This window comes from Phascolarctobacterium sp. (genome assembly GCF_030531065.1).
GTDB lineage: Bacteria > Bacillota > Negativicutes > Acidaminococcales > Acidaminococcaceae > Phascolarctobacterium_A.
Map to the genome: position 1 here is coordinate 12766 of NZ_JAUNOQ010000023.1, position 16353 is coordinate 29118.

General features: G+C 45.9%; 14 protein-coding genes. 4 read left to right on the plus strand and 10 right to left on the minus strand.

Annotated features, from left to right (window positions below):
• Window position 1: 1 nt before the first annotated feature.
• The 4 genes from rplU to Q4E64_RS11020 form a co-directional block, all read right to left on the minus strand.
• Entirely contained in the window at window positions 2–313 is a 312-nt protein-coding gene (gene rplU / locus Q4E64_RS11005) for a 50S ribosomal protein L21 (protein WP_009145437.1), read from the minus strand.
• Window positions 314–446: 133 nt separating this feature from the next.
• Complete coding sequence (locus Q4E64_RS11010) at window positions 447–1424, minus strand: succinylglutamate desuccinylase/aspartoacylase family protein (protein ID WP_303167964.1); 978 nt, start codon at window positions 1422–1424, stop codon at window positions 447–449.
• A 110-nt stretch (window positions 1425–1534) separates the two neighbouring features.
• The gene (locus Q4E64_RS11015; protein ID WP_303167965.1) at window positions 1535–3118 is read right to left on the minus strand and encodes an ABC transporter substrate-binding protein; all 1584 of its coding nucleotides are present in this window, start codon (window positions 3116–3118) and stop codon (window positions 1535–1537) included.
• 159 nt (window positions 3119–3277) lie between these two features.
• Entirely contained in the window at window positions 3278–3916 is a 639-nt protein-coding gene (locus Q4E64_RS11020) for a TetR/AcrR family transcriptional regulator (protein ID WP_303167966.1), read from the minus strand.
• Between the two features lie 162 nt (window positions 3917–4078).
• Here Q4E64_RS11020 and Q4E64_RS11025 point away from each other — a divergent pair, with 162 nt between their 5' ends.
• The gene (locus Q4E64_RS11025; RefSeq protein ID WP_303167967.1) at window positions 4079–5329 is read left to right on the plus strand and encodes an ATP-binding protein; all 1251 of its coding nucleotides are present in this window, start codon (window positions 4079–4081) and stop codon (window positions 5327–5329) included.
• 199 nt (window positions 5330–5528) lie between these two features.
• Here the strand turns inward: Q4E64_RS11025 and Q4E64_RS11030 are convergent, their stop codons facing one another.
• Window positions 5529–6944, minus strand: coding sequence for an Rne/Rng family ribonuclease (locus Q4E64_RS11030; protein ID WP_303167968.1), 1416 nt, complete (start codon window positions 6942–6944; stop codon window positions 5529–5531).
• A 244-nt stretch (window positions 6945–7188) separates the two neighbouring features.
• Between Q4E64_RS11030 and Q4E64_RS11035 the strand changes: the two genes are divergently transcribed.
• A complete protein-coding gene (locus Q4E64_RS11035) occupies window positions 7189–7410 on the plus strand; it encodes a hypothetical protein (RefSeq protein ID WP_303167969.1) in 222 nt (73 codons plus the stop codon).
• Between the two features lie 49 nt (window positions 7411–7459).
• Here Q4E64_RS11035 and Q4E64_RS11040 read toward each other — a convergent pair whose 3' ends face one another.
• A complete protein-coding gene (locus Q4E64_RS11040) occupies window positions 7460–8371 on the minus strand; it encodes a ketopantoate reductase family protein (protein ID WP_303167970.1) in 912 nt (303 codons plus the stop codon).
• An 89-nt stretch (window positions 8372–8460) separates the two neighbouring features.
• Between Q4E64_RS11040 and Q4E64_RS11045 the strand changes: the two genes are divergently transcribed.
• Both Q4E64_RS11045 and Q4E64_RS11050 read left to right on the plus strand, forming a co-directional pair.
• Window positions 8461–8691 carry a hypothetical protein gene (locus tag Q4E64_RS11045; protein WP_303167972.1) on the plus strand — a complete coding sequence of 77 codons (231 nt, stop codon included), beginning with the start codon at window positions 8461–8463 and terminating at the stop codon, window positions 8689–8691.
• A 212-nt stretch (window positions 8692–8903) separates the two neighbouring features.
• On the plus strand, window positions 8904–9164 hold the full coding sequence (locus Q4E64_RS11050) for a hypothetical protein (protein ID WP_303167974.1): 261 nt from the start codon (window positions 8904–8906) through the stop codon (window positions 9162–9164).
• Window positions 9165–9225: 61 nt separating this feature from the next.
• On the opposite strand, the gene Q4E64_RS11055 is transcribed toward Q4E64_RS11050, so the two are convergent.
• The 4 genes from Q4E64_RS11055 to Q4E64_RS11070 all read right to left on the minus strand — a co-directional run bounded on the left by Q4E64_RS11055 (window position 9226) and on the right by Q4E64_RS11070 (window position 15870).
• Window positions 9226–10440: an ATP-binding protein gene (locus Q4E64_RS11055; RefSeq protein ID WP_368501585.1), complete on the minus strand. Its 1215-nt coding sequence runs from the start codon at window positions 10438–10440 to the stop codon at window positions 9226–9228.
• Between the two features lie 191 nt (window positions 10441–10631).
• Complete coding sequence (locus Q4E64_RS11060) at window positions 10632–10985, minus strand: CGGC domain-containing protein (RefSeq protein ID WP_303167976.1); 354 nt, start codon at window positions 10983–10985, stop codon at window positions 10632–10634.
• Window positions 10986–11194: 209 nt separating this feature from the next.
• Window positions 11195–14395, minus strand: a complete 3201-nt coding sequence (locus Q4E64_RS11065; protein ID WP_303167977.1) for an autotransporter outer membrane beta-barrel domain-containing protein — start codon at window positions 14393–14395, stop codon at window positions 11195–11197.
• A 611-nt stretch (window positions 14396–15006) separates the two neighbouring features.
• Window positions 15007–15870 (minus strand): Rpn family recombination-promoting nuclease/putative transposase, encoded by an 864-nt coding sequence (locus Q4E64_RS11070; RefSeq protein WP_303167978.1) that lies wholly within the window; start codon window positions 15868–15870, stop codon window positions 15007–15009.
• Window positions 15871–16353: the final 483 nt, after the last annotated feature.

The window sequence follows — 16353 nt, forward strand, 5'->3', positions numbered from 1 at the left end:
ATTAAGCGTTGATAGCGGTAATTTCAACAGTGGTAAACGGTTGACGATGGCCTTGACGTTTACGGTAGTTGGATTTAGCTTTGTATTTGAAAACGAAAATCTTGTCTGCTTTGCCGTGTTCAACAACTTTAGCAACAACCTTTGCGCCTTCAACTACGGGCTTACCAATCTTTACGTCTGCATCGTTAACAACGGTCAGAACTTCTTCAAAAACAACTTCAGCGCCAACCTCTGCGTTCAGCTTTTCAACTTGCAGGGTTTCGCCTTCGCTTACGCGGTATTGCTTGCCGCCGGTTTTGATAATTGCGTACATCTATTGCACCTCCCTTAATGATAGACTCGCCAAATACGGTACCCGTCGCCGGGTTTTCAGAACCTCTCTGCGCGGTTGGGGACGGACCAAATCAGTCCATACTGTGATATTTTACCTTACGCGGCATTATTTGTCAACACCCATACGCGATAATCGGGTCGCCTTTTTTCACGGCCAGCGCCGCAACCACCATCAGCACCACGCCGTCAAATTCTGCATAATATTCGCGCAGCGTCCTGCCGAACAAATCGCGGATCTCGCCCAGCTTCTGCCCCCGCCGAACCTTATCCTCCCTGCCCACGCAGGCGTACCAGCGCCCGTCTGCGTCGGCGTCAAGATATTCTCCCCGCGTTATGTACAAGACGTCGCGCTCGCGCTTGCGCGCCTCGCCCGGCAGCAGCCGCAAATAACGCAGCAGGTTATAAATATTTTCTAAATATAAATTTACCTCGCTTTCGTCCCAGCTGGCGCAGTCGCCCAATTCCAATTCTACAGACGGCACGCCGCAGATAGCCGCGTAATTATAAGCGTGATTCGTCGCCCGCGATTTAATTACAAAGTCGGCGTACAAAACGTAAGCCGCAGCTTCCTCTGAAAGCGCCAAAGCCCGCGCGTCTTCGCTAACGCCGGGGTAATAGACGTAGCTCAACTGCTTTTCGGGAATGTCGCCGCCATGCGTGTCGATATGAAAGTCCACGCGCTTTTGATATTCCTCCGTCAGCACGTAAGCGATTTTATCGCCTAAAGTCCCGGCAGGATTTCCCGGAAACAAGCGATTTAAATTTTTACCGTCCTGCGGCACGATATACGGCGTGCGTTTTAAAAAGCCGTCCACGTTCACCGGATTGATAACGATTAGCTGCCCGCAAAGCTCCTGCGGATCGATATTTTCGGCAATTCGGAACACAGCCTCGATAGACGGATACTCGCAGCCATGAATAGCGGAAGTCAGAAGCACGCTCTTGCCCTCCCGTGCGCCGTTGATTACCGTCACCGGCAATTTATAATCGGTATCCAAAACGGGAGCCCAGCCGCTGGCCTTCGTCCCCGGAGCGGCGGTAATGCCGCCGAACGTAATACTTGCTTTCATTTCGTTTTTCCTTTCCCACATCTCGTTAGCAATTTTCTAAATAAGGCGGCGTTATAGCTGCGCCGCCACTGTCTGTTAAAAAAATTGGCAAAACAACTTAGCGCCGCTTTGCCAAAAATGGAGAGCAAATTTTATTTAACTGGTTGCCAATCCTTCGTCAGCCAATAAAAATCGCAGGCCTGAATATCGGCGTTAGCAACCTTATCCGAACTTACGATATTAGTCTGCGGATAGCCATAGATAATAGTTACCGCGTCGTTCAGCAAAATTTTCTGCATATCTATAATAATCTGACGGCGTTTGGCGCTGTCAAATTCGCTTAAATAAGCGTCGCCAAGAGCATCGTAGGCAGGATTACTGTACCCGGAGGAATTTTGCGGATTAGAGCCGTTGATGTTAGAACGCCAATACATATTCATAAAATTGATGGGCGAACCGGCCTGCGTCGCCAGAATATTGGAAATCAGCAAATCGTATTTACCGCTGGTGCCGATACCGTCCAAAACATTGTAATCCACGGCGTTAATATCAATCTTAATGCCTGCTTTTTTAGCGTCAGCCTGCGTCGCTTCGGCAAAAATCGGCAGCTCGGCGCGGCTGGTATAAATCACGTAGGTCAATTCTAAATTTTTACCGTCCTTGTCGACATACCCGTCGCCGTCGCTGTCACGCCAGCCTGCTTCCGCCAGTAATTTTTTAGCGCGTTCCACGTTATAGCTATTGGGATCGGTCAATTCGTTATAACCGAAATCCAACGTCGGCGGCATCGCGGGCCCGCCGGCGACGTAAGTATTATGCAGCAGACTTTGGCAATAGGTTTCTCTGTCAATAGATGCCAGCAAAGCCTGTCTAACGCGCAGGTCTGCAAGTGGTTTACCTTCATTGACGTTCATTCGTGCTAAACAATCGCGAATAGAAGCCATTTCACTTACTCTGTAACCCTTTTTATCCCTGAACAACGCCATATCGCCGTAAGCTATATTAACTGCGGCGTCGATTTCGCCCTTTTGCAAGGCCATCGCCCTCGTCGTCGGATCGTTTACCGAAGGTATTTCTACATTATCGTAAGGCACGGGGCCGTCCCAATAATTGGAATTCGCTTTCATCACCGACTTGTTTTGGTTAAAGGAAACTATGGTATACGGGCCCGTACAAATAGGCCCCATACGCATAATATCCCTATCCTTCACGCTAGTATCGATGATAACGAAATACGGGTCGCCAAAAACGCCTGGCAACCCCGGCATAGGCTTAGAAGTAGTAACCATAAGATTTTGCCCTTCGGCCTTCATGGAAACGATATTTGCCCAGCTTTTCGCTTCAATAGATTTATCTATTGTTCTTTGGATTGAAGCCATGCAGGCTTCGGCAGTGACCTTGTTGCCGTTGGAAAATTTAGCCTTATCGTTTATTTTAAACGTCCAGGTCAGCTTATCGTCGGATACGCTCCAGCTTTCGGCAATCCACGGCGTAACATTCATTTTCTTATCGAATTTAATTAAGGTTTCGCCCAAACCGTAGCGAGTCAAGGTCCAGCCAATCGCATGGTTCGTCGGCTCTAAATTGTCTGCAAAGCTGACCACGCCTAATTTTAAAGTTTTTCCAGCAGCCGCGTTGCTTTTCGCCTCTTCCGTTTTACTGCCGCAACCGGCTGTCGCCAACGCCAGCAAAGCAGCCATCGCCGCAGCAGCTGTAAACTTCCAGCTAAATTTCATACTATCCGCCCCTTTGCGCTATAATTCTTTTTAACATATGCCGAAAATAGTATAATTTACTGTTTCAGCTTAGTTACGAAATAATTATATCACTCTTTTAGCTAAATTACAAGGTGTAATTTAGCTGCGTATAAAAAACTTCGCTGCCAGAACGATTTTTTATTTTAACAGACCCCTGAGAATAATCCGCAGGTAATTGATAAATTGCGGCGCGAAATTACGCGTACCATAACCGGCGGTTGGAAAAATAGTTATGTCGTTAGCTTGCTTATACTCTACGCTGGCAGGATATAAAATAAGCGCGAAACTATTTTCAAAATCGACAAAACGAATCGCTTCGTCGTCCGTAAGCGCAGGCACGGCTTGCCGCACAATTTGCGCCAGCCTGCGATATTCCGCAAACATATCGCACCTAAATTTTTTATGCACGTCGTCCGTCGCGTAACGCAAAACAATCGTATTCACGATGGAAAAAATCGCCAGCATCCGCTGATGGCGCAGCAGCAATTCCGTCCATCGCTCGATAAACGTTTCTAATTCCGGCGCAGGCTTAGTAAACGTCCGCCCGGCGTCGTCCACCATCGCTTTAATTTCCTGCATCAGGATCAATAAAAAAATATCTTCCTTGCAAGAAAAATAATTATACAGGTTGATGCGGCTAAAGTCCAATTTTCTAGCGATTTTGCTAAAGGTAATCTTATCGTAGCCAACCTCGTCGTACAAAGAGACTGCGGCGTCCAATATCTGCTGCACTCTCTGCTGCTTTTGTTCTTCGCCGTGCGCTCTCAAAAAATCCATAGTCCCTGGCTCCTTCTTATTGCAAAATGATTTCAATCTTATTTTTACAGTATACCGCAAAAGACGCAAAATGTAAAAAGTCCGATGAAAATAGCATCGCAATGTTGTTTTCATCGGACTTTTGCTTTATAATAATTATAAAAAGATCAAGGCGGTGATAATATGTACATAAAACGCCATGTTGAACAAACTATTTTAGAAGCGGCACAATCATTTCCCTGCATTGTCATTTACGGGCCAAGGCAAGTCGGCAAGTCCACAACTATCAACTTCTTATTTGGCGACAGCGTTCCCATGGTAACGCTCGACGATACAGACGACCGCAATTTAGCGCTTAATAATCCCCGGCTTTTTTTAGAAAGATACGGCTGGCCGCTTATTATAGACGAAATTCAAAAAGCGCCTAATCTACTCGATGAAATTAAAATCAAAATTGATGAACAAAGATTAAAATGGTTGAAAAGTAATGAACAACGTCAGCTGATGTATATTTTGACCGGCTCAAACCGTTTTGAGCTTCAGGAAGGAATTTCTGATTCCTTAGCCGGGCGTTGCGGCGTAATAGAAATGCTTTCTTTATCCCAAGCAGAAAAATATTCTTTGTCCACGCAATTATTTTCTCCAGATATAAACCGTTTGACGGATTTAGAGCGCAACCTTAAAGAATATTATCGTCCTAGGAGCGCAATCTTCCAAGATATTTTTAACGGCGGCATGCCTGACGTTTTTACAGGCATTTCTAAACGCGAGATTTATTTTAAAGCTTATGTAGATACTTATATTGAAAAAGACGTAAAAAAGTTAATTGCCGCCGCCAGCGAAATGCAATTTAGGAATTTTATTTCCATCGTCGCCTTGAGAACTTCCCAAGAGCTACATTATGACGAAATAGCCCGCAGCGTAGGCATAGACGTCAGAACCTGCAAAAAGTGGATTTCCATACTGGAAACTTCCGGTGTCGTTTATCTATTGCAGCCGTACATGGCAAATATTTCCAACCGTATTATCAAAGCTCCTAAACTATATTTTACTGATACTGGATTATGTTCTTATTTATGCAAATGGCCCAACGCGGAAATGTTGGAAAATTGCGCTATGAGCGGCGCTTTTTTTGAAACCTATGTTGTCGGAGAAATGGTAAAGAATTTTTACGCCCATGGGCAAACGCCAAAGGACTTCCTTTTTTATTACAGAGATATCGACCAAAAGGAAATAGATTTACTATTAGTCGACGGACAAAGCATTTGTCCTATAGAAATAAAAAAAGGAATTACGCCGAAGAAAGCTTCTAAAAACTTTAACGTTTTGGGAAAATATAATATGGAAATAAAAAACGGTTTAGTGATAGATTGTTGTGATAAAATACGTCCTATCAACGCCTCATCATATTATATTCCTGTATATTTGCTCTAATCAATAGTAAAACTGCCGCGATTTCATAATAGCAAAATGTAAAAAGTCCGATGGAAACAGCATCGCAATGTTGTTTTCATCGGACTTTCTCGTATTCGTTTTGCATATCAGCGCAGCCAGGCAAAGCGCGTACGCTATTTGTAAAAATTGCGCGGGCTTCCCGTAACGAAATGTTACAGGAACATTTGCCCCGGACACTTTACTTATCGACGCCCGTATTGTCCAAAATCATAAAACTTTCAAGGTGCAGCGACGGGTCGCTTTCCACCTTCAGGCTGCAGGCCAGCTCCCGCTCCCAGGCCTTGATATCCTTGCCGCACAGCCATTCCGCCAGCCAAGGATTAGCCACAAGCAGAAGGCTTTTCGCGCTGCCGCGCCGTCGCAATAACGTGCGCAGGCGGCGCTTAATTTCCAGCGCCAGCGTTTCCCTGCTCTGCACGCGGCCGCTGCCGTCGCAGACGGGACAGGGCGCGTACAAAACGCTGGACAAATTCTGCCGCGATTTTTTACGGGTAATTTCTATTAAATTAAGCACCGTGATATCCTGCACCTTAGGGTGCATCTTATCGCCGGCAAGAGCCTGTTGCAACACGCTCAGAATTTCGTTCTTGTGAGCCTCGCTGTGCATATCGATAAAATCGGCCACAATAATGCCGCCGATATCCCGCAGGCGCAGCTGCCGGGCAATCTCTGCCGCTGCCTCCCGGTTGATCTGCATAATGGTTTCTTCCAAATTTTCCCGACCGCTGAATTTGCCGCTGTTCACGTCGATGACCGTCATAGCCTCCGTGTAATCGATAACCAGATAGCCGCCGCTGGGCAAGGTCACCATTTTATCGGAAATCCCCGCTACCGCCTCCTGCTGCTGATGATAAGCGAAAATATCCTCCAAGCCCTGGTACAGCGTCAGCTTGATAGCCGCAGCCTGCGGCAGCTGCTGCAGCAGCTCCTCTACCCGCTTATAAACCGCCAGATTATCGATAACGATTTCCGTCAGCTGGGGCCGCAGATAGTCGCGCACAATCCTGATAGGCAAATCCAGCTCCCGCCGCAGCAAACAGGGAGCCTTGGCCACGCGCTCCCGCGCCGCCAGCACGCGCCAGGCGGCGTGCAGCTCGGCAATATCCTGCTCCAGCAGCGCCGCCTCTACGCCGGCTGCCGCAGTGCGCACCACCACGCCCATACCGGCAGGCCGCGCCGCGCTGTACACCTGGTTCAGCCGTTCACGCTCCGCCTTATCGTTAATCTTGCGTGATATGCCCACATAATCGGCATGGGGCAGCAGCACGGCATATCTGCCGGGCAGCGTAATTTCCCGGGTAGCAGTAGGGCCCTTGGTGCCGCGGGCGTCCTTGCTTATCTGCACCACCACGCTCTGGCCCTCGGTTACGTCCATAGCGTCGCCCAAATATAAAAAAGCGTTCTGCTCCAGTCCTATGTCGACGAAGGCAGCCTGAATACCGCGCACCACATTGCAGACGCGGGCCTTAAAGATGCTGCCCACCAAATGCTGCTCGGCGGTGCGCTCCACCAGATATTCCATCAGAAGGCCGTTTTCCACAAGCCCCATTCTGGTTTCGTCTTCAGTTACGCCGATGATAATTTTTGCTGTCACGCTGCCGTTCCGCTCCTTGCTGCATTAAGCTTATTCAGCTTCTATTATTAAGTCATTACATTATATCATAAAAAAAATTTGCCGGCAAAAGTTATCGCCGCTTCTTCACCATACTTCTGCCACATTTTTATGGTATAGTATAATTGATGGTAGACGAAAGCCGCAGTGCGCTGCGCGATATAATATGCCACATCAAAACGTATGCCAAGCACCGATAATTTATCTTACAAGGAGGCGGTTAACTATGCGCCGTTTATTAGCTTTAACAATTTTGCTTGCCGCATTCGCCGCAAACGCGCAGGCAGCTGAAAATTTCTATGCAGGCAATCCTACGCCCCCAACGCCTGCCATGCGCGAAAATCGCATTGCCTCCCAACAAAGCCAGCAGCGCATTGAGCGACAGGCTGACCTGCAGAACCAACGCACCCGCGATATGCAGCGCGACTTAGACCAAAAGCGTAAATAAGCGTATTATGCCAAGAGCGACGGCAGTCAGACTGCCGCCGCTCCTTTTTTTAATAGCCAGCTTCTATTTGCTTAATACGCTCGTAATAGCGCCGGTTGACCGGCACAGCCAGCCCGTGCTTAGCCGCCAGGCGTATAATCGTACCGGCGAACAGCTCCACCTCCGACGGTCGCTTAGCCAGAGCGTCCTGCCGCATGGAGGGCAGGCCCTCGTGCGCCAGACCGCGCAGCACCTGCACGCAGCCCTCAAAATCAGCCTCCGTCAGATTAATACCCTCGCGCTGCGCCACCGCAATCACCTCGTGCATAGCGGCAAACATATCCTCCCGCGCTTTAGCGTCCGCCAGCGCGCCGCCGTAGCTGGTTTCGTAAACCATGCAGGTTTGGTTAATGCCCACGTTCAGCAGCAGCTTAGCCCACAAAGCGTGCTGGATATCGTCCTCCACAGTATAGCGCAGGCCGACCCTATCCAAAAAGCGCGTTACCGCCGCCAACGCCGGACGCTGCTTATCCTCCAGACAGCCTATTTTCAGCATACCGCTGTGCTGATAGGTCAGGCTTGTGCCCTCGCGCACCGCGTCCATGCCCAAAGCCACGCAGTACAGCAAATTAGCATCGTCAAAGCGCTCTTTAATCCTGTCCTCGCTGCTGATGCCGTTGAGTACGGAAAAAATCGCCGTTTCCGCGCCCACCAGACCCTGCATTTCTGTCAGCGCCTGCTCCAAGCCGCTGAATTTAGTAGCCACAATCACCAAATCCACCGGTTCGGCATCAGCGGCGCTTTGCAGCACGAATTTCTGCTGCATGCCGTTGACCGTATAAACGTCGTTCTTATGGCGCTCGTACCGCTCGGCGTCCATCACAAAACGCACGTCCTCGCGCCCGCAGCTTTTGACAATCTGCTCGCCGTACAGCAGGCCCAAAGCTCCCATACCTACAATCGCAACGCTTTTTATTTCCACCCTCGTCCCTCATTTCCTGCTTGATAGCCGCCTGCCGGAAGCAGCTGTGCCTGCGCCGACGCGGTCTGATGAATTTATCTTAGCACTTTTTGCCGCGCCGCGCAACAGCCTGCCTGCAACCAAGCGAGCCTAAAATTTTTGCAAACAAGGTTGCTTTGTTCGGCTCCTACGGCTGGGGCGGCAGCTATATGCAGGATTGGCAGGACCGCGTAACCGCAGCAGGCGCAGAGCTGGTAGCCGACGGCGTACTGGCTATGAACGAGCCTGACGACAACGCTCTGGCACAATGCGCTGAAATCGGCAAGCTGCTGGCAGAATAAAATTTCATGCTTTTAACGGTTCCCTCAAAAGTAAACGCTCTGCTACCATGCAGGGCGTTTATTATTCTGTGCGGCTAAAATTCTGCACAAATATTTCACAGGTAATATTTACTCTTATTTATATTAGCTTTTCAATATGAGCCTACCGCGTGCTATAATACTTATATGGAGAAATATGTTTTTAACCATGCAAGATAAGCGAGGTGATTAGTGTGAAAAAGCTTTCTTTAATTACCGTTTTTCTGGCCGCCTGCCTAGCTGCACAGGTAACCAGCGCACAGACCATCACTTTAAATAAAGCGGAAAAGCTTGTTCCTCAAGGCTGGACCGTAGCGGACGACGATTTAAAATTCAAAAAGGATACGCAAGCGCTGCTCAACGACGACGGCGAAACAATTACCCTGCCAGCCAAAGCCAACGTGCGCTTTACTGCTGACGGAGCAGAAATAATCGATGCCAAAAATAATCTATAACGATGAAAAAAGGAGCTGCCTCCACCAAAGCAGCTCCTTTTTTTATTTGCGTATTATTTATTTAAGCCGGCAGCAGCCAGGACACAAGATTTTTCTTCCGTATGCCTGCGTAGTCCATTTCGCCAAAAACTTCATCCAAAGTCAGTAAATATTTAGGATAATTATCCGGAATATTTTTAAAGGGCGCCAGCTCACGCTGCAGAGTACTTTCCTCTAACGTCGTAGCAGAAACCTGATAATATTCAGCTCTACCGTCCTTCCAAGCGATAAAGTCCACTTCGCTGTTTTCCAAATCGCCTACATACACCTCGTAGCCGCGCCGCAACAGCTCCAAATAAACCACGTTTTCCAAAACATGTCCTATGTCGCTTGCTTTATTGCGCACTAACAAATTGCGCAAGCCCAAATCAACTACATAATATTTTCCCAAGGTCGTCAGCAGCTGCTTGCCCTTAATATTGTAGCGCGGCGCTTTATACAAAAATAAAGCGTCCGTAAAGCCCTGCAAATACTTGTCAACAGTTTTGCTGTCTATTCCCTTGCCCGCAGATTTCAGCGTATTGGCAATTTTATTAACGGAAACCCTATTGCCGATATTATCCACCATAAATTTCGCAATATTGCCCAAAGCCGTCACATCGGCAACACCCAAACGCTGAACAATATCGTTAAGAATAATAGTATTATACACATCCTGCAAATAGTTTTTCGCGTCGCTGCCAAAGCTATTATACCGCGTAATAAAAGGAAGCGCTCCATATTCCAAATAAAGATTGAATTGCTGTCCCCTGCTCAGCTGCGCATAATCGCCTTGCAGCCCCTGAATAAATTCCTTAAAGGACAAAGGCAGCATTTTTAATTCCACATAACGTCCGGAAAGCACAGTAGCCAGCTCGCCCGACATAAAATAAGCGTTGGAGCCGGTCAAATACAAATCGCAATTATCTTTTATAAAAAGACTATCCACTGCTTTTTGATATTCGCGGCAATGCTGCACCTCGTCCAGAAAAATATAGTTCATGCTATCCGCCTGCAAGCGTTCCGAAATATATGCATACAGCTGATGGTAGTCGCGTAAAGGCTCAAACTCGATGGCCTCAAAATTAACTGTAAGAATTTGCTCCGGTCGAACGCCCTGACGCAGCAAGCGCTGCCTGAACAAATCAAATAAGGTAGATTTGCCGCACCGTCTGACGCCGGACACTACCTTAATAATTTGTTTGCTTTGCCACCGTTCCAGCCAAGCCAAATATTCCTGCCGCTCAATCAACTGCATATTGCTCACCTCTTTGCGTATATTATACGCTAAAAGCGCAGCCAGCGCAAATTTTTCCGGAATCAATTCCCAACTTTTCTTCAAAAAGAGACTTTTCCGGATTACATTCCAGATTTTTTGTCAAAATATTTTTCCGGAATCGATTCCAAATCTTCGGTTAAACGGTAAACAGGCAGAAAATTATTCTGCCATCAATGAGTGCCGTCTACCACATGAATGCCTGCTGCCTCCAGCTCCTCAACGATGGCTTTTATTTTCGGGCATAAGTGCTTTACGCCCTCCGCATCCTTTTTATGGGTGCAGTTGCTGATATGCAGCGCGTCCAGCTCCAGCGCCTTCATGCGCTCTATTTTTTTGCGAATCCCCTCCTGATTACCCAACAGGGAATCGCCGCAGCCGTTACAGGTCCACATAGCCGTCAGCCGCAGCTCCTCCTCGCCATATTGCGCAAAGCTTTTTTCATGGTCAAACATCGCCCGCAGGCAGCCGGACCCGGCGCAGGACGCCGAGGTCTGCAAACAACGTAAAATCGCTATTCTTTTCATAATTTTCCTCCAAAAATAAAATGACAGCAATTCTTGCTACATAATATTATATAGCTTTTTATTTCGTCTGGCAAATTAAAAGCCGCGCCCTCCGCAAACAAAAGGACACCTTCTCAGGCAGCGCTGACTACGCTCAACGCCATTCCAAGAGGTGTCCTTTATCTTGTCTAAATTAAGCTTCGCCGTAAATATTCAGAAGCAGCAAATTTTTAGAAACTCCAGCGCACGCCTGCGTTCCATTGCCACGGCGTCGCCACGTCGCCGCCGTAAGTTTTTTCTACGTCAAAGTATAAATGGCTCGCTTCGCTCAGGTTGATGTTCGTGCCTACGCCGACCTCCCACCAGCCGCCGCCGAGGTCTTGCTCAAAGCGTTTGTTCTGTATGCCATAGCTGTAACGCACGTCCGTCTCGCCGTCGAAATCGTACAGGTACGACGCGCGCAGGTACACGTTGCCCTTGCCTTGCGCCAAATTTTTGCCTAAAGCGAAGCCCAAACGGCCAACCACGCTGTCCATACCCTCCTGGCGCACCCTCACGCCGTTATTCGTAAGATACTCGCCGCTGCTTACTCTGCCGTAAGTTAATTCCACCTGCGGCTCAATCCACAAGCCGTTATCTTGCGTAAAGCGCTTACCGTATTCCGCGCTCAGGCTGTAACCGTTCGTATCAAAGTCGCCCTTGCCCGCGCCGCCGTATACTTCATAGTCATGCTCCAGACGCGCATAGCGGGCGATTAAATCAATAAAGCTGCCGTCGTCGTTCAGGTGGCTGCCGTAAATTGCCAGACCCTTGTGCTTGTTTTCGCCCTTGCCGTAACTAAAGCTGCTTTCAGCGTCCGTATAGGTCAGCGCAGCGCCCACGGTCCAGTGCTTATCAACGCTCAATTTTTCATCGTAGCCTAATTGATAAGCGTTGTACTGGTTTTTAATATTCTGGTTGCCATACTTAGCTTCGCCGCGCGTCATGCGCACCCACACGCCGTGCTCGCCGACGCTGTCGCGCAGCTCGCCCAAGCGCTTATTCATATCGTTGTTTTCCTGCCGCCAGGTCATGAGCGCGATAGAAGCCATTTCGCTGATGCCTTGGTTGGCGGGGTTGACTGCTTCTTTCACGCTGGAGGTAATAATATGGTTGTTAGCATCCGTTTCGCCGTACAAAGCGCCTAAAATTTTGCCTGCGGCAGAATAAAGCTTTCTGTTTTGCCCTCTGGCTAATTCATCTTTTTTATTAAAAGACGTAGTGTCGGCCAACGCCTGCAGTCCGCCCTCAATATCGTCTACCTCTATGCTGTCGGTCACGTTGCTACTGCCGTTGACAGTCAGCCCATTGAACTCAAAACCGCCATCCAACGCGTCGATTACCACCTGATCTTTAGTCAAACTATTGACGTTAACAGTGAGCGTAGGAACAGCTGAAAGCTGAGCCGTTACCTGATGAGGGTTGTTGCCCACAAGATTGATTACCAACTCCTCAGTACCGCTCGACAAAATTTGAGCTTCAACAGTTCCTCCATAGCTGGTCAGCGTACTGGCTTCCAAACCTCCTAGCTGCTCTTTTTTTAATCCCGCTTTAATAGTTCCGCTGTTGACAATATCATTACCGACGATCTGCCGCCCTTCCATAGATCCTTCGTTGACAATGCTTTCAGCATGTACTTCGGTATTCAAGTTGATTATGCCGGTTGCGGCATTATAAATACTTTTTGCAGTAGAGTCGCTATTAACGCCGTATATATTATTAACTGTTAGCGTACCGCTATTACTCAAATAGTTTACAGAAAGAGAGCCTTTATCCCAATAGTTCTCTTCTGCCATCTCGCTTGTTACGCTCGCCCCCTCGCCAACGGTCATGGCTTCGTTGACAGTAAGATTATTGGCGAAAGTCAATGCAGCGCCCGCGCCCACGCCGACGCTGGTAAAATCGTATTCGGCATTTTTCAAAGCAAATTCGCCATCATTCAGTATGGTCAGATTATCTACATCGAAAGCATAGCTTTCTTTAAAACTACCATCCGTCTGTTCAATACCATCTATGCCATTTAAAACAGCAAGGTTCGTAGCATAAAGTTCTCCTTGATTGACTAATTTAGTATTAATAACCAAACTCTCAATAGGATCTTTTTGTTCGTTTCTAGCAATAACACCAACCCAATTAGAACTTGTCAAAACATCGTTGATAATAGAACCTTTACCATCGATAGTAGAAGTAGCTCCATCAAACAAAAGAGCACCTCTATTTTTTAAGCCAGTAGTTTCAGTACTAAGTTTAATGCTTTCATGTATATTTATAACAGAGTTATTTATATGATTACTAACATTTCCTAAAGTCAACTTATTAGCATATATTGACGAATTTTTATTATTAGTTAACTTACCATTTACAGTTAATTCATGTGCTTCGATAATACCAGTATTATTTAATGTTGTTCCTACCATCAAATCATCTACTTGTAAAGTAGGAGTTCCCCCTAATTTATCATCCAACTTCAAACCACCTGTTATAATAACAGAAACAAGACCTCCATTTTCAGATTGCTTTAATTCAGCATTTTGTCCTTGAACAGTAAAGCCTCCTTCTATTTCTAGTAAGCCATTAGTAACATAGATAGAACCATTATTGTTTTGCAATGACCCTTTTATGGATTTTTCTCCATTGTAAATAATTTTACCACTATTATTTAAGGAAATGCCTAATTCATCATTTACGATTAGTGTTCCTGTATTTTCAGAAGGTGATAATATTCCATTTGCTTTTATTGAAGCAAATTCAGCGCTACCTGTATTAGCAAACATAACATTATTTCCGGAGATAACAAGATGAGCGCCTCCAGCTTTAATAACACCGCCTTTATATTGTGATGTACTAATACTATTAGCAAACCCTCCTGAAACAGTAACTGTAACTCCATCACCTATCTCAGTAACAGAATCTTCTACATTCCACAATGCACCGTCAATTGTAATATCACCGTTAATTTTCAAATTAGCTTTATTTTCATTAATAAGTGAACCATTAATAATTCCGCCTTTAAAAGCCATATCAGCAGAAGAACCTGAATTAACTACTCCGTCAGAATCAGTATCAGCATTTATATTTAAATTTTGCACTTCTACCTTTCCATTATTCAAAATACTTTTAGCAGTTAAAGTACCAATATTTTCGATTGTTCCTTGATTGATAACACCATATTCATCACTACCGCTCTGAACAATTCCTTCTACTGTAACACTATACTTACTTCCTTCTGCACCATCTAACGTAACACCACTATTTACGCCTAAACCTCCTGTATAAGTTTCATTTTTGTCCAAAGTAACATCTTTATCCAAATTCGCCGCCCACGCGCTGCACGGCATCGCCAGCAGCAAGCCCAAGGTTATAGCTTTCGCTAAAATTTGTTTTCGTTTCATCAATACTCAACCCTTTCCTCATAAAAATTTTTATATATGCGGCCCGTTGCCGCAAAAAAGGACACGAACTAAACTCCCCCAGTCACCTTCGGTGACAGCCCCCTCTAGGAGGGGGCACAAGAGTAAGCATATCTGCATACTTTTGTAGATAATGGCAAAGCATTTTTTGCCAAGCTTTTTTGTGCGGGCAAAAAAGCGGAAGTTTGTCAAACTTTTCAAAAGTTTGCCTCTTTCTTGCATCTTCTTTCGAGGCCGAAAGAAGATGATTTAAACAGCACCAACCTTCGGTAGAACTCCCCAGTAAAAACACGCCTGCACCTGCACACCGCCACTATATTATTATTGTACCACACCCGTACCCCCCCACAAGACTATATAGATTTATCCTGCATATTTATTTTTTCAGCGCCCTTAGCACAACGCCGTCTTGTGCATCCAGCAGCAAACATAAACAAGCGCAGGAACAATTATTGTAATTCCCTAAAAGAAACGTGTAAAAAGTAAGTCCTTAAAAATTTTTACTGCTGGTATTTACAAAAACAAATAACGCTCCAACGTACCGTTTTCTAGGCAGTACGCCGGAGCGTTATCTTTATTATACGCTTAATCCTCTATTCAATTACGGTTAAGCCGTTGGCCTGCGCCAAGGCGTAAATTTCCTCCTCGCTAAGACGGGAATATTTTACGATTTTCGTTAGCGGTTCTTTATCCTTGAGCATTTCCAGAGCGGTGCTTTGACGTTCTTTTGCTTCAGCCTCCAGCACGCCGGCAGCAAAGCCTTCGGCAAGGCCTTCTTCCCTGCCGTCCATACGCGCGTCATGCAATTTCATTTCCAATAGCATATACTGCCTCCTAACTGCGCTGCTGCGCTTCAACCGCGTTACCTCATCGGCAATTTCCTGAGTGAAAGCGTCTCTTACGATTTTATCGTTTACATATTCTAAAAAGCTTTTGGCTCTGGGCGAAATGTTTCCCTTGGTGCCTAATGAATTAATAATCGTTACCGTAGCGCCGTTGTTTAATTCCAAATCGAGATTTTCTAAGCATCTGTTTTTAAAGGTATAAACGTAACGCCCTTGGTTAAACAAGTCAAAAGCGCAGATAAAAATGATATAGGTTGGGTTAAGCTTATCAAAGTCCTGACCCTTGCTCAATAAATCCATGTCCAACGACGACTGGTAGTAGCGCGTTCTCTTTGGCAAAAGCGGCTCGCCGGTGTCCTTGCTTTTGCGGTTTTCTACCTGCATTTCCAGGTTGTAATGAGTATGATTTTCATCAGCTACTATAACATCTAGGCGAATACCACGGCTATCGACGCTGTTTTCAATGGTTTCTTCTGTATGATGATAGGTCAGCTTGGCTATTTTGATATTGAGCAGTTCTTCAATCAAGAGCTTACAGATACGCTCATTCTTCATTACATGCTGAAATAAAAAATTATTTTGAATTGTTAAATCTTCAAATTTAGTGGTCATACCGTTCCTCCTTAATTATATCATATCGGGATTTACTTTGCTCAGATAATTTGTTTAACCACTTCCACTTTCACCCAAAACAACCACCTCCTCAGCAAAAACAAAAAAGCAGTACCACCAACTACGTTATAATTCGTAGTCAGCTTGGTACTGCTGAATTTCGTTGAACATTCACGAAACAATCGCGGCACGCTTTTAAACAGCGTCCGTTTACTGCCTTTTTGAAGTTTTCAAGCTTTGCTATGTTTTTAGTATAGCAGAGATTTATTTTGCCGACAAGTATTTTATATTAAGCTGTAACCTCGATTCAGGACACTTTCAAAAGAAAGAGAGAAAACAGTGTACAGTAATGTAGTATAGTATATACGTTATACGATATTATAACAATGATATATTCACTAACGTGAATATTTATGAATTAATCATAGCAAGAAGAAATAAGAAGAGAAAAACCAACAAAAAGAGAAGAAAAAGAAGAATCTA